Here is a 26,957-nt window from a genome sequence, read left to right as displayed (position 1 = left end):
CCTTCCCACCCGTGTCCGGGAAGGACATTCAGTGAATCACGAGGAAGAGAACGAACTGTTCAACCGACTCGAAGCCGACCTCACCCCCGACCCGACTACCGACCGGTCGCCCGACTCCGGCGCCGATCCGGACACGAACGTGGTCGACCTCGACAAGGCCCGGGTTGCCCGTAGCGAGTCGGGCGACGGGTCGGGCGACTCGTACGACTCGGAGTCGGGCAGTGAGTCGGGCGACCCGTCGGCCCGGGTGTTGGTCGACGGTCCGGCCCCGGTCGGGCCCGGCTACTTGGGTCGGATCATGGGGGCGAAGCGTCGGGACACCCTCCCGCCGTGGCTCCGGTCGACTGCCGAGCTGCGGACCGCCGCCCGGTGGGCTGCCGGGCACTACGGGCACCTGGCTGCCTATCACGGCCTGCGCTCCCCCTACTACGCCGCACGGCTCGCCGTGCAGTCCCCTCGCGGGGCGGCGAAGTTCATCGGCGGAAGCATGCGGTGGGCGGCCGACCGTGAGGGTGAGCCGGTCCGACTCGCCGCCGTACGCCGCGAGGATGCCGCGGAGTACCTCAAACTCTCCCGGCAGCGGGACGGCCGGGTCCGGCTGCGGACCCTGGTCACGGTGCTGGCGATGTTCGTCGGGTTGGGTGCCGCGCTGTCCATCTACGTGCTCGCGCCAGGGTGGCTGCAAGCCCTCTCGGTCGGCGCCGTCATCCTTGCGTTGGGCGCGGCCGGCACGCAGTCTGACACCCCGGTCGTCACCCGGGCAGTGGAGCTGCCGAAGTCGCCCAAGCTGACCAGCGACATCGTGCTCCGGGCGTTGGGATCGTTGGGTATTCCGGCGATCAGTCAGGCGCAGGCCAAGGGGCGTACCGGGTTCGAGTTCTCCGCTCCGATCACCCGGGACGGTCCCGGGTGGCGTGCCGAGGGCGACCTCCCGTACGGCGTGACGGTCACGGACGTGATCGACAAGCGGGACAAGCTCGCCTCTGGTCTGCGCCGCCCGCTGGGCTGCGTGTGGCCCGAAGCCGTCCCGGAGGAACACACAGGCCGGTTGGTGATGTGGGTCGGTGATCAGGACATGTCGACGGCGAAGAAGCCCGCATGGCCGCTGCTCAAAGGCGGTGCAGTCGACCTGTTCAAGCCCGTGGCGTTCGGCACGGACCAGCGGGGGCGGTGGGTGGAGATCACCCTCATGTACATCGCCGCCGTGATCGGTGCGATCCCGCGTATGGGCAAGACGTTCCTGCTGCGGTTGCTGCTGCTGATCGCGGCGTTGGATGTGCGGGCTGAGCTGCACACCTACGACCTCAAAGGCACCGGGGACCTTGACCCGGTGGGCGAGCGTGTCTCGCACCGCCACCGTGCCGGCGACGATGACGACGACATCGAATACGCGCTCGCTGACCTGCGGGAACTGCGGGCGGAGTTGCGGCGCAGGGCGAAGATGATCCGCTCCCTGCCCCGGGACATCTGCCCGGAGTCCAAGGTCACCTCGGAACTGGCGAACAAGCCCAAGCTCGGGTTGCACCCGATCGTGATCGGGGTGGATGAGTGCCAGGTCTGGTTCGAACACCCCAAGCACGGGGCCGAGTTCGAGGAAATCTGCACCGACCTGGTCAAACGCGGCCCCGCCACCGGGATCGTGCTCCTGTTGGCGACGCAGCGGCCGGACGCGAAGGCACTGCCGACCGGTATCAGCGCGAACGCGTCCGCCCGGTTCTGCCTCAAGGTCATGGGCCAGTTGGAGAACGACATGGTCCTCGGCACGTCGTCGTACCGGCGGGGCATCCGGGCCACGATGTTCTCGTGGAAGGACAAGGGCATCCACTACTTCGTGGGTGAAGGCGCCGACGCGAGGATCGTCTCCTCCGCCTACGTGGACGCGCCGACCGCCGAGGCCATTGGCATGCGCGCCCGCAAGCTACGCGAGGCGGCCGGCACGCTGTCCGGGCACGCGCTCGGGGAAGCCTTCGAGGCAGCGGAGAGCGCGGCGTATGACCTGCTGCGGGACATCCTCGCCGTGGTCCCCGCCGAAGAGCCCAAGGTGTGGTCCGAGATCGTGGTGGCCCGGCTCGCTGAGCTGCGGCCGGACGTCTACGGCGGGTGGGACCCCGAGGGGCTGTCCGCCGCTCTGAAGCCGCACGGTGTGAGCACGGTGCAGGTATGGGGCAAGACGGCGGCCGGCAAGGGCGCCAACCGCAAGGGCATCGAGCGCTCCCGCATCACCACGACTGTTGCGGAGCGTGACGGACGCCGGGACGCGGGCTAGATCAGATTCGCCGCTAGACCTAGCGGCATACCCCGCTAGGTCTAGCGGCACCGCTAGCGCCCCATTCGGCCGCTGATCAGCACGCTAGATCCTAGCGGCCCACCTGCAGAAACCCCTGAAACAGCCCCGGAAGGCCCCGATGACCCCTATCCTCGCCGCTAGCTTCCTCCTTCTGATCCTCACGCTGTGTTACGTGAGTCTGTGTGCTGCCTCGCCGTTCGGTAACTGCCGCAAGTGCCGTGGCTGGGGTTTCAAGATGACCACCGACCGCAAGGGCCGGGCCAAGCGCGGCAAGGACTGCCGCCGCTGCCACGCCACCGGCAAACGCATCCGGATAGGCCGCCACCTCTACAACGTGGCCACCTGCATCCACCACGAAGGCACCGACCGACCCACCACCGAAGCGGAGTCCCGCTCATGGCTGTGACCGTCTCGCTGGTCCTGCTCTTCGGACTGGTCCTGTTCTTCCTTCTGCGCTCCAACACCCTCGGCTGGGGATCCGCGTTCATCGCCGTGATGTTCGGGTTCTTCCTCGCCACCACCGGAGCCGCCGGACCCATCAACCAACTCACCCGCGCCGTAGTCGACGCACTGCCGAGCCTGTGAAGGAGCACACCATGCCCACGCTCTCGCGCTCCGTCCGCGCACTGCTCGAAGTCATCGCCCAAGCCGATGCCGGCGACGGTGTCCTGTTCCTTTCCGCCCCCTGCGGGCGGTGGCGCATGGACGGCACGCGGTACCTCGTCAACAACCGCACCTTCTACCCCCTCGACTCCCACGGCCTGGTGGACGTCGGCAACGGCCGCACCGACCCCGTCCGCGTCACCGCCACCGGACGCGCCTACCTCACCGGAGGCACGCAGTGAACGACCCCGTGGAAGTCCACCACCCTGTACCCCTGTATCCCCCCGTCGTCCCGGCGGCGGTCGTTCCAGCCCAGCCCGGCACGGTCCCGGCAGTGGCGAGCATCGTTCTCCCCGACGGGCGGGTCGTCACCGGCTACGCCGTGGCCCCGGTCCAGCCGGAGCCACTCACGGCCAAGCCGCCCGTATCGCGGGCCGCGGTGAACGTCGCCCTCGGGGGCGTCGGGTTTCTCGCGGTGTGCGGCGGGCTGCTGCTGCTCACCTCGTTCATCGCCGCCCTCACCGCGTTCATCACTCAGCTCGTCATCCTCGCCGCGGTCATCTTCGGCGGTTGGATCGCCGTACAGGTCTTCGGCACCGGGCGCGGTCGGGGTGGAACGACAGTCAACATCCGCAAGGCCGTGATCAAGCGCAACCACTTCCACACCTGATCGGAGAGGACACGCCAATGAACGATTCAGCTACCGCAGCGTCTGGCGAAGTTGCCTGGCCGGACGGAGCGATGATCGCGCTGGACGTGGAAACCACCGGCGTTGATCCGGAAACCGCCCGCATAGTCACCGCCGCCGTCGTCTCGCTCGGTGTGAGCAGCGAGCCGCCCACGAGTACGTGGTTGGTGAACCCAGGGATCGAGATCCCGGCAGAGGCGAGTACCGTCCACCGCGTCACGACCGAACAGGCTCGGACGCAGGGGCAGTCGCCGGCCGAAGCGATCCCCGAGATCATCGCTGAACTCACGGGAGCGTTGGATGCGGGCTGGCCTCTGGTCGTTTTCCGTGCCCCGTACGCATTGACCGTTCTCGCCCGCGAGGCCGCCCGGTACGACGTGGCCTTCCCCGGCGAGGTGGCACCCGTCATCGACCCGGCCGTGCTCGACAAGCAGGTGGACCGCTACCGGCGCGGGCGGCGCACCCTGCCTGCCTTGTGCGAGCACTACCGCGTCCGGCACGATGGCCCGAACGACGCCGTTGAAGACGCGCTTGCCGTCGCCCGGCTGGCCTGGCGCCTTCCGCGCGTCCACCCCCAGCTCGCCGCTCTTCCGTTGAACGACCTGCACACCAGTCAGCAGGCGTGGGCGAGGGACCAGGCCGCCGGGCTGCAAGAGCACCTGCGCCGTACCGACCCGGCGGCCGTGGTCAACGGCGACTGGCCCTTCCTGCATGCCCCGGGCAACGCCGGACAGGGGTCGCGGTGACCTTCGAGATCCGGATCATCTGCGACCGGTCCGAGGCCGATCGCATCAACGCGGCCATGGCCGCCGCCTTCCTCACCGGCCCGGCCCGCCAGTACCCCACCCGGGACGGGATGCGCGTCCGTCTGTACTTCACCGCGGACCATCACCCCGACCCCAGTGAAGCGGGCAGCGGACCCACGGCCTGACCCCAGCAAGCAAACCGAGGGCGGCCCGGTCTCGCCAAGGTTCGGGCCGCCCTCATCCAGCGCGGCTCACCCCCTCGTACCGCGGAGTTCAGGTGAGGGGCCAGCCGGCAAAGCCGTCATCGGTCTGATAGACAAGCGCGATCTTCTGCTCGGCAAGAAGCTTCCGTACGTCGGGAGTTGGGGCGCTGGGCAGCAGTACGGCGACGCGAAGCGTTTTGCTGTTGGGTACGTGCCGGCGGTAGTCGGCAAGCTGGCCGATGGCCATGCGTACGTTGGCCCGGGTCGTGAGCCCTTTGCCTTCATACAAGGCGTGGTCGTCGGCGTCGTACAAGTCGGGGGTCAGCGTTCCCGGCTCGCCTTCGACGGTGATCTGGAAACTGTGGGTCTTGTGACCTGCCGCGGCAAGATGTGCCACGAAAGCCTTCACCAGTTCCCCCTCGCGACGCAGCACCTTCCGCTGGCCGGCGGGGATGTCCGCGACGGTCTCTGATGTGGTGTGCTGCTCGGTCTTCTTGACCTTTGCGCCGCTCTGCGCCGGAAGCACGACGGGCGCTGGCAGCGCGACTTCCGGGTCGGTGATCTCGATCGTCGTCTGTGTGGCCTGCGGCTGCTTGTCAGCTTCCGTCCAGCCCGGCGTAGTGCCCGGCGCGAGACGGAATCGGAAAACCAGCACATCGCGCATCACATGGTCCCTGCCGGGGCCGCGGCGAATGTCGTACGGCGTGATGGGGTCCAACACCATCTGCCCGATATACCGCTGCCGCATCGCCCCGCCGCCCTGCACCCTGCCGTGAGCGACGAACAGGTGCACCTCACGCCCCTTCTCCGCGGCAGTGATCAGCGAAGCGTTGCGGCCCGAGGGCTTCTGATCCCCCTCAGCGCCGGCGCCCGTGTACAGGTACAGCGGACCGAACTCGTCATCCTCAGCGCGGCCATCGAAGGTGTACCCATACTCCTCACCTGCGGACGGGTCGGAGTAGACGAATACCTTCCCGGCATCGACAGCCGGCTCGATGCCCTGGAACGTGCCACAGCCAAAGGCCGCCGCGATCGCATCGCGCGTCGTAACAAGGCCCGGCACAAGATCAACAGTGGTCAGCATGCGACGACCCTAACCGTCGCCACTGACAACCGCCTTCGCGTTTCCCGCGGCAACCAAAAGGGCGGCCCCCTCACGCCAATGACCGGGGCCGCCCTCATCCACCCAACTCAATAGTGGAGGCACCCAGCATGACCCAACCGACTGCCAATAGGCGAGAGTGCCTGATAACCGCCGCCCTTGAACTGGCCGCCACAGGTGTGCCGGTCCTCCCGTTGCGGGCGGGCAAGCTCCCGTTCGGGAACTGCCCGGTATGCGCCGGGTCCGCGTGTGGCGACCGCCCGCACATGGTGCGCGCTGGCGCGTGCGCCTGTCCCGCTCCGTGTCACGGGTGGGCCGCCGCGACCACCGACACGGCCGTACTCACCTCACGCCCGTGGGCCCGAACGTGGCGCGAGGCGCAAGCGGTCGCCTACCACCCTGGCGGCGCCGGTCTGACCGTGGTGGACCTCGACAACGCCGCCGCCGTGGCATGGGCGGGGGAGCACCTGCCGGCCACCCGTGCCGTGATGACGACGCGTGGGGAGCACTGGATCTACCTCGGTGCCATGCAGTCCTCCAACGCCGTGCGGCCCGGTGTCGACATCAAGTCGACTATGTCCTACGCCCGGTGGCTCGGTCCCGGCACCGGCACCATGGCGCCCCTGCCCGACATCGTGCGCGTGCTGACCACGAGGGCGCCGGCCACGGTCCGACCGGCGGCCCTCACCGTGCCCGCGCCGGCCGGGGGCGGGACATGCCCGCACCGCACACCTGCCTACCTGAACCGTGGCATCGCCATGGCGGAACAGCGCATCACCGAGGCCTGTGAGGCGGTGCACGCCACCGTCTACCGGGCGTTCCTCGCGGTGCTGTCGACGCACGGGCGGTGCGGCTGCCTCACCGACGCCCACATGGCCCAGCTGTTCACCGCAGCCCAGGCCAAGGGCGAGTCGGCCCGGCACTGCACCGACGCGTGGACCAACGCCCTGACCAGGTTGGGACTGTGACCATGTCCGACGACGAGAAGACACCCGCCCGCGAGGTCATCACCGACTACGCGCAAGCCCACTTCCGGTACTTCCGCACCGCCGAGGGCACCGTGTACGCGCAGAAGAACGGCCACCCCGTGGCCCGCCCGATCCGCTCCCAGGGCACCACCGGCAGCCACCGGCAGGAACTCATGGTCGGCCTGTACAAGGACGGACGCGGCGCGTTCAACGGGTCTGCGCTCAAGGAGGCGTTGGACCTGATCGAAGCACTCGCACTGACCGAGGACGTGCAGCCCGTCCACATCCGCGTGGCCCCCGGGTTCGACGGAGCGACATGGCTGGACCTGGGCCGCAACGACGGGCAGTCCGTCCGCATCCACCCCGCCGGCTGGGATGTCCTCACTCCGGACCCTCGCGAGGTGTGCTGGCGGCGCACGCAGCTCACCGGGGAACTGCCCTTGCCGGCCAAGGACACGGACGGCAAGGGCATCGACCTGCTGATGCGCCTGTGCAGCTTCGCCAACGCGGAGACCGAGTGCCTGGCCATCGCGTGGCTCATCGGCTGCCTCGGACCCTCCGTGCCCGTCCCCGCGCCCTTCCTCACCGGTCCGCAAGGGGCGGGCAAGTCCACCGGTGGGCGGATGCTGATCAGGATCGTGGAGGGCATGAGCGGTGACCTGCGCCGGGCGCCGAAGGATGAGGAGAACCTGATCGCCGCGGTTGCGGCCGGTTGGGTCACCGCTCTGGACAACCTCTCCCACATGACGCCGGACCTGTCCGACGCCATGTGCTGCATCGTCACCGGAGCCGAGAGCGTCAAGCGCGCCCTGTTCACCGACGGAGACGTCTTCCGCGTCGGCTACCGCCGGCCCCTGCTCCTGACCGGTATCGACGTGGGAGTCATCCGGCCCGACCTGGCGGAACGGCTGCTGCCGCTGCGGTTGGAGCGGCCCCGCGTCCGGCGCACCGAGGCCGAACTGTGGGCGGAGTACGCGGAGATCCTGCCCGTCGTCCTCGGCTCGCTCCTCGACCTGACCGTCAAGGTCCGCGCAGCCGAAGCGGAGACCCCGACCGATCTGCGGATGGCGGACTTCGCCCACTTGTGCGCGCAGCTCGACGCGGCAACCAGCCTCGGAGCGTTGCCGGCGTACCGGGCCAGTCTGGACGACCTGAATGACGACGTGATCGAGGGCGATCTCCTCGCGCAGACCGTCCTGCAGCATGCCGACACCATCACGCCGGGCGGGGATCAGCGGATGACGTCCACCGAGTGGCTGCACTGCCTCAGCCGCCTCTACAGCGGCGACGAACTGCGCCCCCTGCCCAAAGGGTGGCCGACCACCGGCAAAGTCCTCTCCGACCGGCTCAAGCGCCTCCAACCCACCCTCGCCGCCCGCGGCGTCCTCATCGACACCGGGCGCACCAGCGAGGGCCGCTACCTCGAAATGACCCGCCGGCCCGCCCCGGCCCCACACGAGCAGAAGCGGGCGTTCTGACCCGCATCGGCCACCGAGACAGGCAAGAGGAGCACCACACGCCCTGGGGGTGCTCCTCTTGCTGTTCGGCGGAACGCCGCCCAAGGTCGCTCCGCGCAGCGGCTCCTTCTTCACTCTGTGAGACGCACCGAACTACTACAGGCATCTCCCTCTTTGTCCTAAGAGGGAAGACGCTGCGTCATCTGCGTCATGCAGGCCGAAAAACGGCACCTGACCAGTGGAAACAGGCACGACGCAGACGGCAGGCTCTGCGTCATCCTGCGTCATCTGCGTCATCCGATGACGCAACCCATGACGCTCCGATGACGCACCCCCCGGCGGCTACGTCATACAAAGCAGCAGGTCAGAAGCCTGAATGACGCTGATGACGCAATGACGCAGAAATCAACACTTCGGACAGACAGGTCAAGGAACCGCGCACAACTCCCCTTTCAGGCAATGCCGAACTGCCCTGGAGGCACCCGGATGAGCACCCCGACCGCCGCTCCCGTCGACCAACTGCTCTACACCGCCGAGGAAGCCGCCGCCGTTCTCCGTTACGGCCGATCGACGGTCTACGAACTGATGGCCGCCGGGGTCCTGAAATACGTCAAAGAGGGCCGCTCCCGCCGCATCCGCCGACGCGACCTCGAAGCGTACGTAGACCACCTCGAACCACTGCCCCACTAACACGCATCACGACAGGCGACCCCGGACAACGGCCCGGGGTCGCCTGTCGTGTGGAGGAACCCATGAGTCCCCGCAAGCCGAACATGGAATCGTCCGTCTACTTCGGTAGTGACGGATGGTGGCACGGACGCGTCACCATGGGCGTCAAAGATGATGGCAATCCCGACCGTCGCCACCGCAGAGCCCGTACGGAGCCCCAAATCCGGCGCAAGGTGAAGGCGCTGGAAGCGCTCCGGGACAAGGGCCGCGCACCCAAGGCTGGACGCCCGCCAACCGTGGCCGTGTGGATGACCACCTACCTCACCGACATCGCGAGCCTCAAGCTCAAGCCGCGCTCGTTGGACGACTACTGGTCCAAGACCCGCAACGACATCGTGCCTGGCGTCGGGCAGCATCGGCTCGACAAGCTTCAGCCGGAGCACCTGGAGAAGATGTACCGGGCGATGCTCGACGCTGGCCACGCGCCCTCGCACGTGCTCAAGGTGCACCGCATCCTTTCGCGCGCGCTGAAGATCGCTCACCGCCGCCGGATGATCGGCGAGAACGTCGCCACCCTGGTCGATCCTCCGTCCGTCGATGAGACGGAAGCGAACCCCTTCACTCAGGACCAGGCAAAGGCATTTTTGGTGGCAGCAGCCAAACGGCCCACGTTTATGCGATGGATCGTCGGTGTCGGCATGGGCTTCCGGCAGGGCGAGACCTTGGGGCTGCGGTGGCGCTACGTCGACCTCAACGCGGAACTCTTCCACCCCCGGTGGCAGCTACAGCGGCTCACCTGGCGGCACGGATGCGACGACCCGCACGCCTGCGGTACCCGTCTCCACCGCTTCGAGCCATGCCCGCCGGCCTGCACCATGCACAAGGGCTACACGCGCGGCTGCCCCAAGCCCTGCACAAAGGCATGCACCGCCCACGCGAGCACCTGCCCCCAGCGGAAGGGCGGCGGCCTGGTCTACACCCGACCGAAGACCAAGAAGAGCCAGAACCCCGTTCCGATCCCGCCGCCTTTCGTGCCCTATCTGCGCGAGCACAAGGCTCACCAGGCGGAAGCGAAGGCACTGGCCGGTGACACCTGGCAGGAGTGCGACGCGGTATTCACGCGCCCGGACGGTCGGCCGCTCGATCCTCGCGCCGACTGGGAAGAGTTCAAGGAACTGCTTGCCGAAGCGGGCATCAGTGACCGACGTCTCTACGACGGAAGCCGCCATACGGCCGGCACGATCCTCAACGAGCTGGGCGTCGACATGCCCACGATCATGGAGATCCTTCGGCACACGCAGATCAGTCAGACGCGGCGGTACGTGAAGGGTCGGTCCCACCTGTCGAAGGACGCCATGCAGCGCATGGGAGATGCCTTCTTTCCTGCGGCCCAGCCCTCCGCCGAGCCCGCGGCTGAGACCACAACTGAGACCAGCGCCAGCCGTGCGGCCCGCGCCCGGCGTCGCCGTCGCATCCGGTAACGAGAAACCCCAGCTCAGGCGGGGTCTGGGCTGGGGTTTTCAGAGCCTCCTGTCGGATTCGAACCGACGACCTACGCATTACAAGGTCTCTCAGGGTAATCGTGTGACCTGCTAGGCGATCACAAAACACCCCCTGACCTGCTGAAATACCCCTCCCCGTATAACTCTCCATAGGTCCGTATAGACCCCCCATGTGTACGGCATCCGTATTTCTAGGTGTTGCTACTTAGCACCACAAGGTGTTAGATGGCATCAGTTCCACCGAAGAAAAACGGCCCCGCCCGATGGTGAGACACCGGGCAGGGCCTTGACCCGAACCCCTCCGTTACAGGGAGTCCAAGCCATGCGCAGCAGCGTACCGAACCAGAGCAAGTCCATCCTGAGCGCCGTGGAGAACGGCCCCGTCCGGCCGAAGCTGCCGGCGGAGGGGCCGAAGACCTGGTCGTTCACCGACGTGACGACCGGCGAGAAGCGCACCATCACCTGCATGATCGGCTGCGAGATGGACCACAGCCACCAGGCCGATGCGGTCACGGCCGCCGACGACATCGAGTGCAGGGCCGACAGCCTCGACGTCACCCTGCCGGTCAACGTAAGCGGCGAGCCCGAAGAGTTCCGGGTGCTGTCCACCATCATGTCCGTGATGCCGTTCGACACGACCCTCGCGTACCGGCTGCCGCACGTCAGCATGGAACTCATCACCGACCACTGGATCGAGGGCATGGGCCCCGACGAGCTGGCCACGGTCATCGAGACGCTGGCTGGCCGTCTGGACGCGCTGCGCATGGCGCACGCCCAGCTGGTCGCCGTCCGCAACGAGTACAAGAATCGCGCCCGGTGAGCGCCGACGACCAGGGGCCTTTCGTGGCCCATCCGGTGCCCCGTAACGACGATGGCAGCCTCACGGTCAGCACCGTCGACCATGGGCTGATCCGCCTCGACTGCCCGTACTGGTGCACCAACGGCCACTCCTACCCGAACCGCGTCGCCAAGGCGAACATCGTCCACCGCAGCGACCCGATCTGGGCGCTTTCGGTCACGGCCGAGTACGGGGAAGCCGGACACCTTCCGGTGTCGTTCATGCAGTTCCCGTTCCGTGACGACTCGGGTGTGTACCTGCTCGTCGAGGACCAGGCGGGCGACGACTTGGAGTTCGGTCCGGCCGGCGCCCGCAAGGTTGCCGAGTCGCTGCGGTTGCACGCCGATGTCATCGACGGCATGGCCGCCGAACTCGAAGTGATCCGGGGGTCTGCCCGGTGAGCACCGACATGATCAACCGCCCGACTGAGGACATCGCACTCAACGCGGTGTCCCGGTCGGCGCGGCCCCTGCCCCCCATGCCCGCGATCCTCGCGGACCTTCTGACAGCGAACCGTCTGGGTGACCGTGCGGGCGTACAGCTCCTCGCGCACCTGGCGATCCGCGTAGCCCTCCCGGAGGTGGGCCGCTGATGAAAAACACTGACGTGCGTGTGTGGCTGCGGCGGGTGTCCCTCGCCGCGGGCATCGCGTTCACTGCCACCGCCGAGTACGACCTCGCCCGCCAGTTGGGCGCCAACGGGATCATCGCCGCGATGCTCCCCGTTGCCCTCGACGCCTACGCCATGGCTGCGCTGCGGTGGTTCCGGGCGTTCGATGTGGCCCTGTCGCTGGCCCTGATGGGTGCGGCACAGGTGGCCGCGCATCTCCTCGACGCGAACGTGATGACCGTCAACATCCCCATGGTCGTCGTCGTCTCGCTGCTCGTACCCGTGGCGATCTGGCGTACCCACGCACTCGCCCGCACCGAGCACGCCGAGCCTGCCGCGCCGGAAAGCGTTGCTGTTAGCAACGGTATTTCGGATGTGTCGATGGAGCGTGTACCCGAGTCGTACCCGGAGATCGAGGCGGCCGTACCCGACGCACCTGTCGAGGAGTCCCAGCCGCGTCCGGTGTTCGCCGCCGAGGGGACCCGTACCCGTCCGGAAGTACACGCCGTACTCGAAGGCGACGAAGACCCGCTCACCCCGATGAGCATCGACAACGCCGCCGACCACTTCAGCGGGCAGCTGGGCGACGGCATCCTGCCAACCATCCGCGACATCAAGACCAAGCTGCGCGTCGGGCAGAAGCGGGCCCAAGAGCTGCAGGAAGAGTTCCGCAAGACCCTGGTGACGTCATGAGCGACATCGAGAAGGCCGCCAAGGATGCGGTCGAAGCTGCGGACAACTCGGCGCAGCTGGCCCTGATCGTCGCCGCGTTGAAGGCGCAGCAGCTGGCGCAGCAGCCGGCCGCCCCTCAGCCCGTACCGGCCGCGTCGGGCGGGGCCGGGAAGTGGATCGGGATTGGGGTGGGCGGGTCAGTGTTCCTGCTGACCGTGGCCGTGTCCGCCGTGGCCGTGGCCATCGCCGCCGTGTCCCTCACCATCTGCGTGCTGGTCCTCTGGTCCTTGTGGAACAACGTGCGGAAGGGGCGTTGACATGTCGATCTCCGACCACGACGACATCGGGCACCTCGACCTGGCCCGCATCGCCCGCATCAGCGCCGTCGCCGCCATGCGCGGCGGGGTCCTGACCTCGAAGCAGAAGCGCGCCCTCGACCGCATCGCCAAGCAGGCCAAGGCGCGCGAGGAGAAGAAGCGGCAGAAGTAGCAGTGCCACGGGGCGGCCGTACCCGACCAAGGAATCCGGCCGCCCCGTGTACCCCGTCCCTCGCGAGACAGGAACACACATCATGTCTGAGAACGTCCTCGAACTGTTCAAGGCTGCGGAGTCTGTGCCGCCCCAATCGGAGCCGGATGCACCCCGGGTGCAGGTCGTACCCGACGTCCCCGTGCCCGTACCCGGAACGTCCGGCGGATGGGTGCGGGTCGTACTCCACCACGCCCGGCGGTGGCGCTACGGATGGACCGCGATCCGTGCCGGGTACCTGATCGTCTCCACCCCGATCGCGGGTACGGCCCGGATGCTGAAGGCCGGTTGGGTGTGGATGCGGGCCGACGACTACCGCACAGCCATCAGCGAGTCACCCGAGTTCGTCGAGAAGGTGCGTACCCGCCGGCGCCACACCCTGTGGTGGAGTACCGGCCTGTCCCTGGTCACCTTCGGAATGTCCTGGTGGCTCATCGACCCGAACACCCCGCTGTACTCGGCAACGGCGATCCTCGGTACCGGCGCGGCCGTTGATGTCCGTCGTCGGTTGCGGGACCGCAAGACGCCGCTCGTCTTCCCCGGGCTGAGCCGTAAGAACCCGGGCGAAAACGCTGTGACCCGCGCGGCCGTCGTGTCCAAGCTGGGTACCGGGCGGGACGTCGAGGAGATGCGCCTCGCCAGCCCGATCATGAACGAGGGACAGGGCTGGTCGACCAAGCTGAAGATGCCGCCCGGTCAGCGAGCCCGTAAGGCCCTGGGCAAGGAGGCGGACTTCGCGTCCGCCCTGGGTGTTGGTGAGACTCAGGTGTTCTTCGACCTGGTCCCCTCGCACGCTGGGCTGCTCGACATCTACGTCGCCAAGGATGACCCGTTCCTGCGGGTGTACCCGTCGCCCCTGATCGGCCGAACCGAGCCGCTCGACTTCTGGGCAGGCATCCCCGTGGGGGTCAACGGGCGTGGCGGACGGGAGTTCCTCCGCCTGGTCGACGCCTCCCTCCTGGTCGCTGGCGAGCCCCGCGCCGGAAAGACCGTGGCAACCAACACCATCGTCGGAGCCGCGGCCCTCGCGGTCACGCCGAGGATTCACCTGTTCGACGGGAAGGGAGCCGGCGACCATCGCCCGTGGCGGAAGGTCGCCCACACGGCGGTCAAGCGCAACCCTGCCCGCCTGCTGCGGCATCTGCGGAAGATGCAGCAGCAGATGGAAGCGGTCTTCGACATGCTCGACGAAGCGGGCGCCGGCTCGAAGCTGACCCCGGATCTGTGCCGCTCACTTCAGGTCGACATCGAGCTGACCGTGGTCGACGAGACCCGGTACTACGTCACGTCGCCCCTGGGCGAAGAGATCGTTGACGTCATGGTCGACATCGCCAGCCGTGGCCCCGCTGCCGGGGTGATCCTGGTCCTGGCCACACAGCGGATGACGTCGGACGCGATCCCCGGATCGCTGAAGGGTGTCTGCAGTCTGCGGTGGGCGATGCGCTGCCCGGACACCATCGCCTCGAACGCCGTACTCGGTGCCGGCGCGGTCGGGCGGGGCTTCAACGCCTCGGAGATTTCCCGTGCGCACCGCGGCCTGGGCATCCTCGACGCGGACGGCAACGAACCCACCATGATGCGGTCCTTCCTCCTCGACGACTTCGACCTGTTCGGGGTTGCCGAGACCGCGTACCAGCTGCGCGAGGCTGCGGGCACCCTCCCCGAGTGGGTCGTCGAGGAGGAGGAGAGCACCCTCCCCGCCGTCCTCGCCGCGTTCAAGGACGATGACGCACTGCTGTTCGCCGAACTGGCTGACCGTCTCGACTGGTCTGTCGAGCAGCTGAAGAAGGAACTCCATGGCGTGACCGTCCGGCAGATCACCCGCGAGGGGAAGAACGTGGGGCGCGGATACAAGCGGACGGACATCAGCGCGGCGGCCGGCGAGTAGGCCTGTTGGACGGCGGGAGGCTGCTGGACCCTAGCAACGGGTCTAGCAGCCTCCCCACCTGCGATCTAGCAAGACCAGCAGACCTAGCAGCCTCACCCGATTCTGGGTGTCAGTCCCCGTCTGGCTGGGCGATGACGAACACGCCCATGCCGCTGACCGTCTCGACGAGTCCTTCGTCTTTCAGGACCCGTACCGCCTTGCGGAGGGTGTCGCGGGCCACGCCGTACTGCTGCTCCAGCTCGACCAGGCTCGGGATGCGCCGGCCGACGGGGAGCGTCCCGTCTGCGATCTGGGCGCGCAGCTGGTCGGCGATCTGCCGGTACGGCGGTACGGGCCCCTCACGGTCGATGCTCATGATCGAAAGCTAGGTAGGTAGGGACGCCCCGCCATAGCTAGCCACGTGGGTAGCAGGGGGTAGTACGGTCTATCCGGGTGAAAGAAAAACCCCCGCGGCCGATGGCACGGCCCGGGGCTTGGACGACGCTTCGAGGGAGCGACGACATGGACGAGACTACCGACGGCACAGCCTGGGTGTACCAGGACAGCGGGTCCGGGGCGCAAGGCCACATGGAGCTGCGCACCACCGCATCCCTGCCCGATCCGCTGGACGCGCATCGCGAGCACCTGGCCCACATCGACGACTGCGGCTTCTGCCGGGAGAGTGTCGACGGGAGCATGTGCCACGAAGGCCACCAACTGTGGCGCGCATCGAGGGCGGCCCGCGCATGACTTGCGCCCGCTGCGACCAACCCATGACCCGCGCCGAGGCCGAGCCGTTCGACGTGGCCGGCAACTCCGGGGGCGGCTGGACCGTGTGGGTCCACAAGAAGCTGTGCCCGCTGCCGGACACCAAGCGCACCACCTGACACACGAGCGAGGGGTACGCACTCAGTGCGTACCCCTCGCCGCGTCAGTTCCCGCCGCCCGCGTTGAGCACCTGCATCAGTTCGTGGTTGGCGTGCGTGATCTCGACCCGTGCGAGCTTCGAGATTTCCTCACTGCCGACAAACACCTTCACGTTCACGTCGCCGGGCCCCTGACTGCCGGCCCGCCCCGTGAGCGCACTGAGCTGCTGTGTCGTCAGCACCGGCTCCGGCTTGCCCGTCCCGTTGTACGCGAGATTCATGCCGGGCTGCAGGTATCCGCCGCTGTCGAACTTGCCAGGCATGAAGCCGTAGTGGCTGCCGAACAGTGGATCGTTCCAGCCGCGGGCATGCGGGCCGACGACAACCCCGGCTCCGCCCCTCGACTCGACGTTCGTCCCGCCGAGGGTGCCCGCCGTGTGGCCCACGCCCGCGTTGGTGATGCCGATCTGGAACGGCGACTTGCCGTTGAGGACCCATCCGGGCGGCGCCTGCTTCCCGGAGAACGAACCGGTCGCCCAGCGGCGGTGCGGCTTCTCCCCACGGATCACAGACTCGATCGCGGACATCAGACCTGAGCAGTCCCACGAAGGTGACCCATTACCTGCCCACTGATAGGGCAGGCCAGCCTGCGTCTTGACCCACTTCAGGGCCGTCTGAATCTTCGGCCCGCCGATCCCCCCGGCACCCTTCGCGTCGGCCTTCTTCGAGTACCCGAAGAGGCTGTCAATGATCTTCGTGGGGATGCGGCGGATCATCTTCCCGAACCCGGTGTCAGCGCCCGGGAACCTCTTCAGCAGCGGGTCAACAACATGGCTGACCCCAGCGCGAGCCGACGATTCCAGCCCGTCCGTGAGCCAGCTGGCCCCCTTCTTGATCCCGTCCCACGCCTTGGAGCCGACACCCGATGCGGCCTTCCCGATCCACCCGAAGATCCCGCCATCCTTGAACTGCTGGCTGGGCAGTGGGTTCCCGCCGAGCGCGGGCGCCAAGGCGGCCTTGACCCCGTTCGCACCCCGCGTCGTGGCGATCTTGTTGAGGGTGTTGACGAACCCGCCGCCCACAGCCCGGGTGAACTCCGGCCTCATGATGGCTTCGCCGCCGGACAGGTCGAGCCGGCCACCAGTCGGGGAGACGAAGCGGTGAACGTCGCGACCAGGCGTGTAGCCGGGAAGGACACCACCTGTCGCCCAACCGGTGAGTGGCATCTTGGCCAGCGGGGGTGCACCGAAAGCGGACGCGATCAGGTTCCACGTCTTGACGATGCCCTTGTTGTACACCTGGTCGATGACGAACTTGACCGGCTTCTTGGCCAGTTCCTGGATCTTCCCCCACGCCTTGCCCAGTCCGGTCGCCGCGCTCTCAAACGCCTCGACTACCCGGTTCTTCAGGGTGCCCGCCCACCCGGGGATCTTCTTGGTGAAGAAGTCCTGGATCGGAGAGATGACCCACTTCTTGATCCAATTCCAGCCGGCGGACAGACCGGCCCGCACCTGATCCCAGTGCTTGACGATGTACACCACCGCCAGGCCGATCGGTCCTGTCAGGGCGCCGAGGATCCACGGCCAGTTCTTCTTAACCCAGTTGATGACCGTGTTGAAGACGCCGGGAATCGTCACGGTGAAGAACCGTTTGAACGGTCCCGAGAACCAGCCGATCACCGCCTTCGCGCCCGCCTGGATCCCAGCCCACGCCGCTTGGACGATCGCCCGGAACGTCTCCGACTTCTTGTAGGCGATGACGACCGCGGCAGCGAACGCGATGATCGCGATGATGATGATGGTCAGCGGGCTCAGTGACATCACCGCGTTGAACACGGTCTGAGCGATCGTCCACGCCTTCTGTGCCGCGGCGACGACCGTCATCGTCAACGCGTACAGCCGCAGCCCCACGATGGCGCCTGCGACCACAGTGGTGAGGATCTTCAGCACCGGGAGCGGAATGGACGCGGTCAGCCGCGCCATCATGTTGATGACCATCAGGCTCACACCGCCGAGCGGGGCGAGCGCCTGCACCAGCCTGCCCACGGTGATCGCCGCGTTCTTGAAGAACTCGCCGACCGTCGGACCCACATCCCGCACGTAGGCGAGCAGCGACCGCACACCCGTACCGGACTGGCCCCACTCCCGGAAGCGCGCCGTGAGCCGCACCAGGGATGCCACCACCGTCTGCGAGGACGGGGCGAACGACCGGAGGATGCCGCCGATCCCGCTGAAGATGTTGGCGACGATCTGCCCGAACCCCCGGATGGACGAGCCGGCCGTCGTCGACAACCAGGCGACCACCCGCTTGATACCGCCGCCCTCCACCCAACTGGCGAAGGACCGCATCAGGCCCATCACGGCACCGGACGCGGCCACCACCAGCGGCGTCAGCTGCGGCAGAATCTTGCGGATCGTGTTCAGCCCTAGCGTGAAGATGGGCATCACCTGCGGCTGCAAGCTCCGCGACCATCCGCTGAACGCCGTCTTCAGCCCGGTGAACGCGGTCATCGTGTCCCGCGCGGACGGGGTCAGCTTGGCCAGCTCCGCCCGGTACTTGGCCTGAGCCGTGGCCGCCGCGTCCGACCCGGTTGCCGACGACATCTGCGCCGACTGGATCTGACGCTGCGCCGACGCCACCGAATCCGCCGCCGACTGCTGGGCGACAGCCACGCTCTTCTGCGCCTCGACGATGCGGCCCTGAGCCTCCGCCACATCCTGGGCGTTCTGCACCGCCTGCCGGGACTGTGCGGCTTCCGCGTCCCGCACGGCAACCGCCTGGTCGGCTACGTGCTGCTTGGCCTGAGACAGCCGGTCCTGGGCGCTCAGGACCGTGTCGGAGCCCTCGACCCCCGCCTTGTTCGCCGCAGCCGTCTCCGTCTTCAGCCGGGCGTTTTCCTTCTGCTGATCCTTCAGCCCCTGCACGGCCTGGTCGTAGGCCAACTGCGCCTGATCACGGTCAAGCTGGGTGGCCTTCGAGCCGGCCGCCTGAGACTTGGTCAGCTCGTCCTGGGCTTCCCGCACCCGCAGGACCGCCGCACGCTCGTCGAGGGCGGAGCCGGCAAGCCGGTCGTTCATGTCCTGCAGCTGCTGGGCGGCATCCTTGCGGGCCGTCGTCAGATCCTGCTGCGCCCTGACAGCGTCCTTCTGCGCGGACACCAGCTGCTTCTCCGCGTCCTGCACAGCACGGGCCGCAGCCTGGGTCCGCTGGGACGCCTGGGCGGCCACCGACGCAGCGTTCTGCCGGGCTTTCGTTACGCCCTCTTGGGCGGTGGCTATCTGCCGGGCGCCGTTGCGTTCCGCCGTCGCCAGCCCCTGCGTTGCTGTCGCCATCTGAATGGCGCGCTGCTGGGCTGCCACAGCTGCGGCGGCGCCGTTGCCCGTCGACTGGGTGGCAGCGTCCTGAGCGGCCTTCTGTGCCTGCAGGGCGGACCCGATCTGCTTGAACGCAGGGATCGCCACCAAGGCGACAGCACCAACCCCAGCCGCCGCCGACACGCCAGCCGACGCAATCGCACCAAGCCCCGCGCCGACCGTGGCCAGAACCGGGATGATCGCCGGACCCAACCCCACCGCCACGGTGGTCAGATTGCTGAACCCGGTGATCGCCCGGCTGGTGTCGACGTCCGCGTCGATGTCGACGTCCTGCCCGTCAAGGCGGGCAATGTCCGCACGCAAAGCAGCCAACTGGGCGGTCGCCGCACGGACGTTGATGCGGACGTTGATGTCCGGGCTCGCCGCACCAAGACGGGTGAGTTCCCGTTCCAGCTCGTCTATCTGCCGGCGGGCCGTCTCCGCATCCACGTCGATGCCGACGCGTTGGGTTGCCAGCGTCTCCAGCTGCACCCGCAGTGCACGGATGTCCGCGTCCGCCTCGGAGGTGTTAGCGCCGATCGTGATGTCAGGCAGGCTCCGCAAGGCGGCCTCGACCCGGGTACGGAACGTGCGGCCGAACGCCCCTCCAGCTTCACCACCCTGACGGGTCGACGCTGCACGGGCCTGCGCACCGCCCTGGGTGATGCCCTGAGCCATCGCGTCGCGGATCTCAGCAGCGATACGGGCCGCGATCTGCGCACCGATCTGCTGACCGATGGTCGTACCGATGCCGTTGCCGACAGCACCCTGCATCGCCGGGCCAAACGCGTGTCCAGCTGCGTTGCCTGCATCCTCACCAGCACGCGTCGCAGCCGGTACCAGACCGTCCCGGAGACGGGCATAGATGCCCTGAGTGTTCGGGATGACGTCGACCTCGACGGATCCCACAGAGATAGCCATAAGCCAGTCCTTGGATGTCGCAGGGCTGGCGCGGAAACCCCTGTCGAAAGGTTCATATGTGGATCAAGCGGCAGTGGGCCGGGATCCCCGGGGTGGATCTTGCGGGGACCGGCGCGTATTGCAGTCGAGGCCGCCTACGGGTCTGGGGAATTCGGCCTTGGAACCCCTGGGCCAGGACCCCGATAGGGGGTCCTCTGCGCCTCGGGACCGTGTAGCACCCCCGCTTTTGCAAGCGGCTGGTTCCTGTTTTCCCGACCCCGGAACCCCTGAGTGTCACGGCTACAGGCCCCCGACCTGCGGCTTTGTGCGGGCCGTCTGGGGGCCGCTGGGGGGCGCTGCGTTTCCGCAGGTCGCGGCCTTGGGAACCCGAACGGATCCCCGGGAGCTATAGCCCCCGATCCCACCAGGGATGACCCCGAGGGGGCCGTCCCCTGGTGGGATCGTCCTGGTTTGGGGTGCGCGACCTGGCCGACTGGTGGCTGCCAGCCAGGCCGCGCGGTCGGTGTCGCCGGCTGTGGAGGGTCAGCCGTGCCAGGGTGCGCCAAGTCGTCATGCCCAGTGATCCCTTGGCTGCCTGCGTGGACACCGACGTTCATGGGGTCACGCAGCCCTGAGTGCCTGGTCGACTGCCCTCAGGGCGCGCTCAGTGGGCTGTGGTGCGACGCCTCGCACTGCGATGGCCTCGATCCACTTGCCTCGCAGTGCGGCCCGTGCGCGTACCTCGCTCGGTGTGGCCAGCTCGATGGTCAGGTGCTGCGAGCGAGCCAGCTGCAGCCACCTTGAGACAGGCTGATGCTTGAACTCACGCCACCGCTGGATCTCAGGTGAGATGTGGTCGCGCATGACGTGGTCGACGACGCCCTGCCGTGTCGGCTCGGGCAGCTTGGCAACCGCGTACAGCTGGTTGTCGTTGCCGCCTTCGCCTTGCAGGTCGCCTGCCTTGGCGATGACCTGCCTGTCGGAGACGATCTGATCCAGCTGGAAGGCGACACCTTCCGCCTTCTCCCATGCTGTGGTGACTGCCGGGTCATCCCAGTTGAGCCAGGTCACGTCGAGGTTGTCGGGCAGCTTCTTCGCCTGCACGCGCAGCTGCTTGATGAGCCCGTTGAACTCAGGCTGCAGTGCCATGATCCAGCCGGGTACCCGCTCGCGGACGAGGGCGTTGTACTTCCGGGCGACGGGTTCGAGGAAGTCGCTGCCAATCGCGTTGTGCGCCTTGGCGATGCGGTGGGCGTGGGCTCGCTGCTCGATGAGTTCCCGCAGTTCCTCGGGCGTTGCGGGGATGTCGTCGAGGGTGGGCCGGCTCGGGGGCCGCATGTGGGAGGCGTCGACAACCACCTTCCACATGCTGGCCACGTGATCAATCTCGTCGGGTACGGCGAGACCGCGACGGCGGGCAGCCTTGACGGCGCCCTCCGCCCGGTGGGTGTCGTTTTCGAACATCAGTTGACCTCGATGTCAGCTTCGGCAGCGCGGCTGATCTCGTGGGGCTTCATGCCTTCGAGGACGCCGGGCATGGGGGGCGCGTAGGACGCGGCCGTGTTGATCCGCCACGCCGGGTCCTTGGTGTCCGGCAGCTGACGCATTTCGATCAGGCTGCGCATGGAGGCGTTGTTGCTGCCATCCGAGTTCCAGGCGTCGACGACGTCGTGCCACCCGTTCTCGTAGGCGACCGCCGCGGTGGCGCGGGCGAGGTGTACGTCACCGTCGAACTTGGCCTCTGCCAGCATCCGCTTGGCGGCGTCGGGGTCGGTGAGGGTGGCGGCCTGCTGCCGTGCCTGGCGGCGCATCATGGCCTTCGCGGGGTCGTTGGTCGGGTCGGAACCGAATGCCTTCTGCGCAAGCTTCTGCTTGTGCTGCGTGACCTTCTCGATGTGCTGGTCGAGCATCTGCCGCATCTGCTCGCAGGCCGGCTTGTAGATGCGGGCCGCAGCTGCGCGGGCAGCTTCGGGGGTCAGATCCTTGCGCTCGCTGATCCTGCCCAGCAGCGTCTCTGCGTTCTCGCGGACGGCCGCGGCCTTCGCCCGGTGGGCGTCCATCTGCTTCTGGAAGTCGGCGGTGTAGTCGACCGCGGACTGGTTGAACATGCGCTGGTAGTCGGTAGTCATCGTGTTTTCCCTTCTGCTGCGTCGTGCTGGGCGAGTTGCTGCACGGCGCGGATCATGGACTGGATGGTGTGGGGGTCGAGGTGTTCGCGGAGCGTGCCTGCCATGGCGAGCACGGCGCCCTCCGCGGTCGCTGCGATCTCCGCGGGCGTGAGGCCGGCGAATAGGGCGCGGATCGCTTCCGGGTCGTCCCGCAGGGCGGCCACGACTACTCCGTAGCTCGTCAGGTAGGGGTCGGACATTGGTCACTCCTTGTCACTGTGCTGCCGGATGGTTGGACGGCTACGAACTAAGCCGAAAGAAGGAAAGAAGCAGGTCAGAGGCGGCCCGAGGCGGGGCCTTAATTCGTACCGACGAATTAAGGCCCCTTGCGTTTCTGCAGGTCAGACCCTTAATTCCTTACTTAGCCTTAATTCGTCGCACCCCCTTTACCGGCCTCCCTGCCGTTGGCCTGGTGAACTCTGCGTAACCGTTGATCTTGAGTAGTTCGACCACCAGCGCGTCGACTTCGGACGCCTTCTTGTTGCGGCCGAAGCACTTCGCGTTGATGTCGGTACGCGTCACCCCGGGCTCGCCGGCCTCATCGACGAACGTCTTCAGCCGGTCGAGATCGGGGTTCCCGGAGCCCCCGCCGAAGACGTACCAAGCGGAGTCCTCGGCGTAGTCCCACATCGCCTCGGCGACTTCGAGGTGCGGAAGGTCGACGTAGTCGCACCCGTCGAGGAGTGCGGCCATGACGGACAGCCGCAGGACTTGGGGCGCAGCGCGGGCGACCACTTGGGCAACCGGGCCGTCTCCCGCGTGATCGGCGGCCAGGCGCTCGTACAGCAGGCGCCAGCGGGTAGCAGCGTCGGTGCTGCGCCGCATCTGACCGATCGTCGTGGCCTTGACGATGACACTGCTCAACTCGGCGCCGAGCGCCTTGACGTCCGCCTCGGAGAGATCCCCTCCGTCTGGGAGGAGCTTGGATCGCTTCGAGAGCACGGGCAGGAATCGGTTCATCGTCCCGCCGGCCCGCTCCGCCTCATTCAGTTTCATGCGGAGCTCGGTCGGGGTGATGTGGCCGATCATCCCGATGTGGGGCTCGGTTGCGATCTTCGGTTTGACGGTCATGGTGCGGAGGGTCCCGCCGTCCCACGCCTGTCGGATGAGTGGGAGGAGTGTGTTGCCCTCCCGCTTGCCCTGGGCGAGGACGGCCGCGAACTCCGACTCGACGACCAACAGCCTCTTGTCGGTGGCCCCTTCGTCGTAAGAGTCCGACTCGGGGTCGCCGCTCGGGTCGCGCACTTGGATGATCAGACCCTCAGCAGAGGAGAGGCCACCCATGATCCGGTCCTCATGGAACGTCGGATCGGTGTGCTTGAGAACCCGCCGAACCTCCGCCCAAGAGGTGCCCTTCATGCCGCCGGCGGTCCGGCCGATGATGAGCGACCAGAGGCGGGCGCCATGGTGAACACCGCCCGTCAGAATGTGCGGCTCTTTGCCGATCATCGCCCCTGCGGCGCTGTACAGGGTGAACAGCATCGCGGCCGGATCTGCCTCGGTGTGCGGAAGGATCGCGGAGACGATCCGACCCGGCAGACCGTGCATCGCCCTGTCGTCGAGGACAGGCCAGGGCCTGCCCGTTGCAGACGGCTGGTCGTCCGGCTCTGCATCGCTCATGCAGCCACCCCCGCCCGCCTCGCGGACGCCACGGTCCGCATGGCTTCACCCGCGGAGAGACCCTGCCGGACAGCGGCCTCGACGAGGGCAGCCTCAACATCGGCTGCTGCCATATGCCCGTCATCCACGTGAGCCCACGCCTTGGCTGCAGCCCAGTACAGGCGGTCGTTACGCGTACCTTCGGGCGCGTTGAGAACGACCCGTACAAGGCCGTCCAGCGCCCTGCTGGCTGTAACGGGTGATGGGTCAGCCCGTGGGATCCGACGCGTCACCGGGGCGGGCAGCATGAGCTTGAGCAGCTGCTCGGGTACCGGCTGGACGTCGACCTCTCCCAGCTTGGGGTGCAACCCGTAGTCGCCGGCGCGCCCGATGCTGCCGGGGCCGACCAGGTACCCACCAGTTCCTCGCACGTCGATGCCGGGGCCGAGGCGACCAGCAGAGTTCGGTACGGAGAGGCCAGCCGGGGCAGCGAGCCACACGTGGAACCCACCGGACGGGGTGCAGATCGTCTGACTCTGCGGGATCTCGAACCCGTGCCCGGCTGCGAGTTGGTTGAGCGTGGCGCAGCCGTCGACCCCGTGCTTGCGGTCGAGGTCGAGCCCGATGAGTTTGCCTCCGCAGGCGATGCCGTAGCCGGTCGCACGCGAGGACAGGTCAAAGAGATGACGGGCATAGGCGGGGTCGGTGGTTGCGTCGTGAACGCCGTGTCCCGGCTTTCCGCAGCGCCCCTTGCAGCTGTGTCCCTTGTCGTGCGGGGACTTGATGGCGGGGGTTTTGTTGATGCTGAGGGGGAACACGGCGTACCCGCGCGTGATGGCGTAGAGCGCACTGTTGAGGGCGGTCTCCCAGTTGGTCATGCGGCCCCCCGCAGCTTTGACTTGGGCTGCAGCAGGTACCGGGCGCCACACGGGCCCGTCTTCTTGCCGAGGCTGACGTGTCGGTGCCAGTTCTGGCAGCTGGGGCAGCGGGCCGCGTACTCGATACGGCCGGCGGTCAGGACCACGACAGGCCGGGCGATCAGCGGTACGGTGGTGCTCGGTCCACCACCAAGGACTTCCTGAAATGACCCGCGGTCCAGGCGGGTCATTTCTGTGTTTGCGGTCATGCGGCGGCCTGCCCTCCCGCGATGGTCAGCCCGTCGATCCACTTCTCGACAGCAGACGTCTTGTAGAAGACCCGCCCCGACCTTCCGGGATGCGTCTTCACGTAGGCCGGGCCGGTCCCCCGCCACCTGCGCTCAGCGAGCGACTGCGTGTTCGGGAAGACGGACGGCCAGTTCTCACACACCTGCACGGGAGTCAGTAGCTCGTCCCTGACGGTTTCCCTTGCCACGGTTCCATCCTTTCCAGACTCATGTGTTGCTTACGTGCAACAAGTGATCCTATGCTGCACCCATGAGCCAGATGGTAGCCGATACCGGCAGCAATACAAGACGCTCGCTGTTGCTTACGCTGATGCCCATGACTGAGCAGCAGCGTGGACGACGTGCGATCGAGGTAGGCCCGACCGGCAAGACGGTGGGCGAAAACTTGGCGCGGCTCCGGAAGATCCGGGGACTGACCACGCGACAGCTCTCCGGACTGCTGGAGAGCAAGCAGCGCCCCATCCCCGCCTCGGGCATCACCCGCATGGAAAAGGGCGAGCGGCAGGTGACTGTCGACGAGCTGGTAGCGCTGGCCGCCGCCCTGCGTGTCGCCCCTTCAACCCTCCTGCTGCCACTGACCGACGACCCGTCGGTCAGTGTCGAGATCACAGGCGTTGGCACGGTCGGCGCAGAGACAGCGTGGGATTGGATGGACGGCCAGTTGCCGATCGAGCGCATCGAGCCCGGCGACCCGAACGGCGCCATCCTCCAGTTCCAGCTGTACGCCCGACCCGGCGGCCGGCGCATGCAATTCGGCGCAGGCGAGGCCGACTAGTGGCCCGCGTATGGATCGAAGATCGCGAGACCCACGCCGACTACCGCCGGGCTATGGAGCGCTGGCGGGACGCCAAGAAGGCTGGCAGCAAGCGGAATCCCCCGGGTCGTTGGCGGGTGCGCTGGTACGGGCCGGACGGCAAGGACAAGGCGCTGACGTTCGCCAAGCTCCCCCAGGCGGAGGCCGAGAAGAACGCGATCACGGCCAGGCTCGACAAGGGTTCGTACCGGGACCCGCAGTCAGGCAAGGCCGCGTTCAAGGCCGTGGCCGAGGAGTGGTACGGCTCGCTGCGGAAGCAGGGGCGGACAACGAAGAACGACTATCGCGAACTGCTCGACAACTACGTCATCCCGAAGTGGGGTGACTGGCAGGTCAGCAGCATGCGGTGGGAAGACGTGTCAGCGTGGCTCACGGATCTGTGCGAGCAGCCCGGGAAGCGTGGCAGGAAGCTGGGGCCGGCCCGGGTGACGAAGACGTACCGCGTCGGTGGCATGGTCATGAAGCGTGCGGTGATCTCCAATCGGATAGCCGCAAGCCCGTTCCACGATCACGATCTTCCCGTGAAGATCGAGGACGACGAGCACGTCTACCTCACACACGAGCAGCTGGAGCGCCTGGCCGAGGGAGCTGGCGATCAATGGCGCCTAGTGCTGGTCCTCGGCTACTGCGGGATCCGCTGGGCTGAGGCATCCGCCATCAAGGTTGGCCGGCTCAACCTGGAGACCCGCCGCATCCGGGTCGTACAGAACTACACCGACGTCAAGGGCGTACTGGCTCTGGGTCCGGTGAAGAACCACGAGAAGCGCTCCGTGCCCCTGCCGCGGTCGTTCGCAGACGAGCTGGCCGAGCTGACCAAGGGCAAGGGCGCGAACGATCTGCTGTTCACCGCACCTGAAGGCGGACCGCTGCGGTACGCGAACTTCCGCAACAGGATCTTCGACCCGGCGGTTAAGGTGGCCGGGCTGGCAGACCTCGGGATCACGCCACACAAGCTGCGCCACACGGCCGCCTCGCTCGCCATCGCGGCCGGCGCCGACGTCAAGGTCGTCCAATTGATGTTGGGCCACAAGTCGGCGGCCATGACCTTGGACGTGTACGGGCACCTTTGGCCGGACCGACTCGACGAGGTGGCCGACGCGCTCGACGCTGGCCGCAGTGCCGCGTTGAGCAAGCGAACCCGAACGTCCACGTAGGGGCTGCTCTGGCCGGTGCGTACAAAATGCGTACTCCCCTCCGCGATGATCTTGCGGAGGGGAGTACGCACATACGGCCTGACCAGCACCTTTACCCTGAGCCTCCTGTCGGATTCGAACCGACGACCTACGCATTACAAGTGCAAGGTTTTCACTCCAGCTCACTCCGGGGGCCTCTGGCCTACTCCGGAAGTCCAGC

At 67.5% G+C, this 26,957-nt stretch carries 30 protein-coding genes and 1 tRNA gene; 21 read left to right on the top strand and 10 right to left on the bottom strand.

Going from position 1 to position 26,957, the window contains the following annotated elements; all coding sequences use genetic code 11:
* Window positions 1–31 precede the first annotated feature (31 nt).
* The 7 genes from HY68_RS12855 (at window position 32) to HY68_RS12825 (ending at window position 4,509) form a co-directional block, all read left to right on the top strand.
* Complete coding sequence (locus HY68_RS12855; RefSeq protein ID WP_041988254.1) at window positions 32–2,266, top strand: cell division protein FtsK; 2,235 nt, start codon at window positions 32–34, stop codon at window positions 2,264–2,266.
* Between the two features lie 139 nt (window positions 2,267–2,405).
* Window positions 2,406–2,693 (top strand): hypothetical protein, encoded by a 288-nt coding sequence (locus tag HY68_RS12850; protein ID WP_041988251.1) that lies wholly within the window; start codon window positions 2,406–2,408, stop codon window positions 2,691–2,693.
* Entirely contained in the window at window positions 2,684–2,872 is a 189-nt protein-coding gene (locus HY68_RS12845) for a hypothetical protein (protein WP_041988249.1), read from the top strand. Before HY68_RS12850 ends, HY68_RS12845 begins: the two co-directional genes overlap by 10 nt.
* 11 nt (window positions 2,873–2,883) lie before the next feature.
* Window positions 2,884–3,132 (top strand): hypothetical protein, encoded by a 249-nt coding sequence (locus HY68_RS12840; protein WP_041988245.1) that lies wholly within the window; start codon window positions 2,884–2,886, stop codon window positions 3,130–3,132.
* A complete protein-coding gene (locus HY68_RS12835; protein WP_041988243.1) occupies window positions 3,129–3,560 on the top strand; it encodes a hypothetical protein in 432 nt (143 codons plus the stop codon). The genes HY68_RS12840 and HY68_RS12835 overlap by 4 nt, the downstream gene beginning before the upstream one ends.
* 17 nt (window positions 3,561–3,577) lie before the next feature.
* On the top strand, window positions 3,578–4,324 hold the full coding sequence (locus HY68_RS12830; protein WP_078863579.1) for an exonuclease domain-containing protein: 747 nt from the start codon (window positions 3,578–3,580) through the stop codon (window positions 4,322–4,324).
* Window positions 4,321–4,509 carry a hypothetical protein gene (locus HY68_RS12825; protein WP_041988238.1) on the top strand — a complete coding sequence of 63 codons (189 nt, stop codon included), beginning with the start codon at window positions 4,321–4,323 and terminating at the stop codon, window positions 4,507–4,509. Before HY68_RS12830 ends, HY68_RS12825 begins: the two co-directional genes overlap by 4 nt.
* An 88-nt stretch (window positions 4,510–4,597) precedes the next feature.
* Here HY68_RS12825 and HY68_RS12820 read toward each other — a convergent pair whose 3' ends face one another.
* Window positions 4,598–5,611, bottom strand: coding sequence for a hypothetical protein (locus tag HY68_RS12820; RefSeq protein WP_041988236.1), 1,014 nt, complete (start codon window positions 5,609–5,611; stop codon window positions 4,598–4,600).
* Between the two features lie 128 nt (window positions 5,612–5,739).
* Here HY68_RS12820 and HY68_RS12815 point away from each other — a divergent pair, with 128 nt between their 5' ends.
* From HY68_RS12815 to HY68_RS12770, 11 genes are all read left to right on the top strand, one after another.
* Complete coding sequence (locus tag HY68_RS12815; RefSeq protein ID WP_041988234.1) at window positions 5,740–6,597, top strand: bifunctional DNA primase/polymerase; 858 nt, start codon at window positions 5,740–5,742, stop codon at window positions 6,595–6,597.
* A 2-nt stretch (window positions 6,598–6,599) separates the two neighbouring features.
* Window positions 6,600–8,075, top strand: coding sequence for a hypothetical protein (locus tag HY68_RS12810; RefSeq protein ID WP_041988231.1), 1,476 nt, complete (start codon window positions 6,600–6,602; stop codon window positions 8,073–8,075).
* Window positions 8,076–8,540: 465 nt separating this feature from the next.
* Window positions 8,541–8,744 (top strand): helix-turn-helix domain-containing protein, encoded by a 204-nt coding sequence (locus HY68_RS12805; RefSeq protein ID WP_041988227.1) that lies wholly within the window; start codon window positions 8,541–8,543, stop codon window positions 8,742–8,744.
* A gap of 62 nt (window positions 8,745–8,806) precedes the next feature.
* Complete coding sequence (locus tag HY68_RS12800; RefSeq protein WP_041988224.1) at window positions 8,807–10,204, top strand: tyrosine-type recombinase/integrase; 1,398 nt, start codon at window positions 8,807–8,809, stop codon at window positions 10,202–10,204.
* A gap of 343 nt (window positions 10,205–10,547) precedes the next feature.
* Window positions 10,548–11,045, top strand: a complete 498-nt coding sequence (locus tag HY68_RS12795; RefSeq protein WP_041988221.1) for a hypothetical protein — start codon at window positions 10,548–10,550, stop codon at window positions 11,043–11,045.
* Window positions 11,042–11,464, top strand: coding sequence for a hypothetical protein (locus HY68_RS12790; RefSeq protein WP_041988219.1), 423 nt, complete (start codon window positions 11,042–11,044; stop codon window positions 11,462–11,464). Before HY68_RS12795 ends, HY68_RS12790 begins: the two co-directional genes overlap by 4 nt.
* Window positions 11,461–11,655, top strand: coding sequence for a hypothetical protein (locus HY68_RS12785; RefSeq protein ID WP_041988217.1), 195 nt, complete (start codon window positions 11,461–11,463; stop codon window positions 11,653–11,655). Before HY68_RS12790 ends, HY68_RS12785 begins: the two co-directional genes overlap by 4 nt.
* Entirely contained in the window at window positions 11,655–12,365 is a 711-nt protein-coding gene (locus HY68_RS12780; protein WP_041988214.1) for a hypothetical protein, read from the top strand. The genes HY68_RS12785 and HY68_RS12780 overlap by 1 nt, the downstream gene beginning before the upstream one ends.
* A complete protein-coding gene (locus tag HY68_RS42775; protein WP_041988212.1) occupies window positions 12,362–12,661 on the top strand; it encodes a hypothetical protein in 300 nt (99 codons plus the stop codon). Before HY68_RS12780 ends, HY68_RS42775 begins: the two co-directional genes overlap by 4 nt.
* Window position 12,662: 1 nt before the next feature.
* The gene (locus HY68_RS42770) at window positions 12,663–12,833 is read left to right on the top strand and encodes a hypothetical protein (protein ID WP_157874337.1); all 171 of its coding nucleotides are present in this window, start codon (window positions 12,663–12,665) and stop codon (window positions 12,831–12,833) included.
* A gap of 82 nt (window positions 12,834–12,915) precedes the next feature.
* Window positions 12,916–14,760 carry an FtsK/SpoIIIE domain-containing protein gene (locus HY68_RS12770; RefSeq protein ID WP_041988210.1) on the top strand — a complete coding sequence of 615 codons (1,845 nt, stop codon included), beginning with the start codon at window positions 12,916–12,918 and terminating at the stop codon, window positions 14,758–14,760.
* A gap of 109 nt (window positions 14,761–14,869) precedes the next feature.
* On the opposite strand, the gene HY68_RS12765 is transcribed toward HY68_RS12770, so the two are convergent.
* Window positions 14,870–15,115, bottom strand: a complete 246-nt coding sequence (locus HY68_RS12765; protein WP_041988206.1) for a GntR family transcriptional regulator — start codon at window positions 15,113–15,115, stop codon at window positions 14,870–14,872.
* A 146-nt stretch (window positions 15,116–15,261) separates the two neighbouring features.
* On the opposite strand from HY68_RS12765, the gene HY68_RS12760 reads away from it, so the two are divergent.
* Window positions 15,262–15,489 carry a hypothetical protein gene (locus HY68_RS12760; RefSeq protein WP_041988203.1) on the top strand — a complete coding sequence of 76 codons (228 nt, stop codon included), beginning with the start codon at window positions 15,262–15,264 and terminating at the stop codon, window positions 15,487–15,489.
* Window positions 15,490–15,670: 181 nt separating this feature from the next.
* On the opposite strand, the gene HY68_RS12755 is transcribed toward HY68_RS12760, so the two are convergent.
* The 7 genes from HY68_RS12755 to HY68_RS12725 all read right to left on the bottom strand — a co-directional run bounded on the left by HY68_RS12755 (window position 15,671) and on the right by HY68_RS12725 (window position 24,978).
* A complete protein-coding gene (locus HY68_RS12755; protein ID WP_052457087.1) occupies window positions 15,671–19,732 on the bottom strand; it encodes a hypothetical protein in 4,062 nt (1,353 codons plus the stop codon).
* A 747-nt stretch (window positions 19,733–20,479) separates the two neighbouring features.
* Window positions 20,480–21,322 (bottom strand): hypothetical protein, encoded by an 843-nt coding sequence (locus tag HY68_RS12750; RefSeq protein WP_041988199.1) that lies wholly within the window; start codon window positions 21,320–21,322, stop codon window positions 20,480–20,482.
* Window positions 21,322–21,987, bottom strand: coding sequence for a hypothetical protein (locus HY68_RS12745; protein WP_041988197.1), 666 nt, complete (start codon window positions 21,985–21,987; stop codon window positions 21,322–21,324). The genes HY68_RS12750 and HY68_RS12745 overlap by 1 nt, the downstream gene beginning before the upstream one ends.
* Window positions 21,984–22,226, bottom strand: a complete 243-nt coding sequence (locus HY68_RS12740; RefSeq protein WP_041988195.1) for a hypothetical protein — start codon at window positions 22,224–22,226, stop codon at window positions 21,984–21,986. The genes HY68_RS12745 and HY68_RS12740 overlap by 4 nt, the downstream gene beginning before the upstream one ends.
* 157 nt (window positions 22,227–22,383) lie before the next feature.
* A complete protein-coding gene (locus HY68_RS12735; RefSeq protein WP_157874336.1) occupies window positions 22,384–23,646 on the bottom strand; it encodes a DUF3987 domain-containing protein in 1,263 nt (420 codons plus the stop codon).
* Window positions 23,643–24,503 carry a bifunctional DNA primase/polymerase gene (locus HY68_RS12730; protein WP_041988191.1) on the bottom strand — a complete coding sequence of 287 codons (861 nt, stop codon included), beginning with the start codon at window positions 24,501–24,503 and terminating at the stop codon, window positions 23,643–23,645. Before HY68_RS12730 ends, HY68_RS12735 begins: the two co-directional genes overlap by 4 nt.
* A 244-nt stretch (window positions 24,504–24,747) precedes the next feature.
* Complete coding sequence (locus HY68_RS12725) at window positions 24,748–24,978, bottom strand: hypothetical protein (protein WP_041988189.1); 231 nt, start codon at window positions 24,976–24,978, stop codon at window positions 24,748–24,750.
* 62 nt (window positions 24,979–25,040) lie between these two features.
* On the opposite strand from HY68_RS12725, the gene HY68_RS40055 reads away from it, so the two are divergent.
* Both HY68_RS40055 and HY68_RS12715 read left to right on the top strand, forming a co-directional pair.
* A complete protein-coding gene (locus HY68_RS40055; RefSeq protein WP_198533260.1) occupies window positions 25,041–25,565 on the top strand; it encodes a helix-turn-helix transcriptional regulator in 525 nt (174 codons plus the stop codon).
* Window positions 25,566–25,618: 53 nt separating this feature from the next.
* Window positions 25,619–26,758, top strand: coding sequence for a tyrosine-type recombinase/integrase (locus HY68_RS12715; RefSeq protein ID WP_041988186.1), 1,140 nt, complete (start codon window positions 25,619–25,621; stop codon window positions 26,756–26,758).
* Window positions 26,759–26,860: 102 nt separating this feature from the next.
* Here the strand turns inward: HY68_RS12715 and HY68_RS42765 are convergent.
* Window positions 26,861–26,924, bottom strand: a tRNA-Thr gene (locus HY68_RS42765).
* Window positions 26,925–26,957 lie beyond the last annotated feature (33 nt).

Origin of the sequence: Streptomyces sp. AcH 505 (assembly GCF_000818175.1) — a bacterium.
GTDB lineage: Bacteria > Actinomycetota > Actinomycetes > Streptomycetales > Streptomycetaceae > Streptomyces.
This window is presented reverse-complemented; position numbering and strand designations above follow the sequence as displayed.

Bases quoted from the DNA above. Each gene is read 5' to 3' on its own strand.
- HY68_RS12850 (WP_041988251.1), top strand. From the start codon at position 2,406: ATGACCCCTATCCTCGCCGCTAGCTTCCTCCTTCTGATCCTCACGCTG.
- HY68_RS12845 (WP_041988249.1), top strand. From the start codon at position 2,684: ATGGCTGTGACCGTCTCGCTGGTCCTGCTCTTCGGACTGGTCCTGTTC.
- HY68_RS12840 (WP_041988245.1), top strand. From the start codon at position 2,884: ATGCCCACGCTCTCGCGCTCCGTCCGCGCACTGCTCGAAGTCATCGCC.
- HY68_RS12830 (WP_078863579.1), top strand. From the start codon at position 3,578: ATGAACGATTCAGCTACCGCAGCGTCTGGCGAAGTTGCCTGGCCGGAC.
- HY68_RS12820 (WP_041988236.1), bottom strand. From the start codon at position 5,611: ATGCTGACCACTGTTGATCTTGTGCCGGGCCTTGTTACGACGCGCGAT.
- HY68_RS12815 (WP_041988234.1), top strand. From the start codon at position 5,740: ATGACCCAACCGACTGCCAATAGGCGAGAGTGCCTGATAACCGCCGCC.
- HY68_RS12810 (WP_041988231.1), top strand. From the start codon at position 6,600: ATGTCCGACGACGAGAAGACACCCGCCCGCGAGGTCATCACCGACTAC.
- HY68_RS12805 (WP_041988227.1), top strand. From the start codon at position 8,541: ATGAGCACCCCGACCGCCGCTCCCGTCGACCAACTGCTCTACACCGCC.
- HY68_RS12800 (WP_041988224.1), top strand. From the start codon at position 8,807: ATGAGTCCCCGCAAGCCGAACATGGAATCGTCCGTCTACTTCGGTAGT.
- HY68_RS12795 (WP_041988221.1), top strand. From the start codon at position 10,548: ATGCGCAGCAGCGTACCGAACCAGAGCAAGTCCATCCTGAGCGCCGTG.
- HY68_RS12780 (WP_041988214.1), top strand. From the start codon at position 11,655: ATGAAAAACACTGACGTGCGTGTGTGGCTGCGGCGGGTGTCCCTCGCC.
- HY68_RS42775 (WP_041988212.1), top strand. From the start codon at position 12,362: ATGAGCGACATCGAGAAGGCCGCCAAGGATGCGGTCGAAGCTGCGGAC.
- HY68_RS42770 (WP_157874337.1), top strand. From the start codon at position 12,663: ATGTCGATCTCCGACCACGACGACATCGGGCACCTCGACCTGGCCCGC.
- HY68_RS12770 (WP_041988210.1), top strand. From the start codon at position 12,916: ATGTCTGAGAACGTCCTCGAACTGTTCAAGGCTGCGGAGTCTGTGCCG.
- HY68_RS12765 (WP_041988206.1), bottom strand. From the start codon at position 15,115: ATGAGCATCGACCGTGAGGGGCCCGTACCGCCGTACCGGCAGATCGCC.
- HY68_RS12760 (WP_041988203.1), top strand. From the start codon at position 15,262: ATGGACGAGACTACCGACGGCACAGCCTGGGTGTACCAGGACAGCGGG.
- HY68_RS12755 (WP_052457087.1), bottom strand. From the start codon at position 19,732: ATGCAGGGTGCTGTCGGCAACGGCATCGGTACGACCATCGGTCAGCAG.
- HY68_RS12750 (WP_041988199.1), bottom strand. From the start codon at position 21,322: ATGTTCGAAAACGACACCCACCGGGCGGAGGGCGCCGTCAAGGCTGCC.
- HY68_RS12745 (WP_041988197.1), bottom strand. From the start codon at position 21,987: ATGACTACCGACTACCAGCGCATGTTCAACCAGTCCGCGGTCGACTAC.
- HY68_RS12740 (WP_041988195.1), bottom strand. From the start codon at position 22,226: ATGTCCGACCCCTACCTGACGAGCTACGGAGTAGTCGTGGCCGCCCTG.
- HY68_RS12735 (WP_157874336.1), bottom strand. From the start codon at position 23,646: ATGAGCGATGCAGAGCCGGACGACCAGCCGTCTGCAACGGGCAGGCCC.
- HY68_RS12730 (WP_041988191.1), bottom strand. From the start codon at position 24,503: ATGACCAACTGGGAGACCGCCCTCAACAGTGCGCTCTACGCCATCACG.
- HY68_RS40055 (WP_198533260.1), top strand. From the start codon at position 25,041: ATGAGCCAGATGGTAGCCGATACCGGCAGCAATACAAGACGCTCGCTG.
- HY68_RS12715 (WP_041988186.1), top strand. From the start codon at position 25,619: ATGGAGCGCTGGCGGGACGCCAAGAAGGCTGGCAGCAAGCGGAATCCC.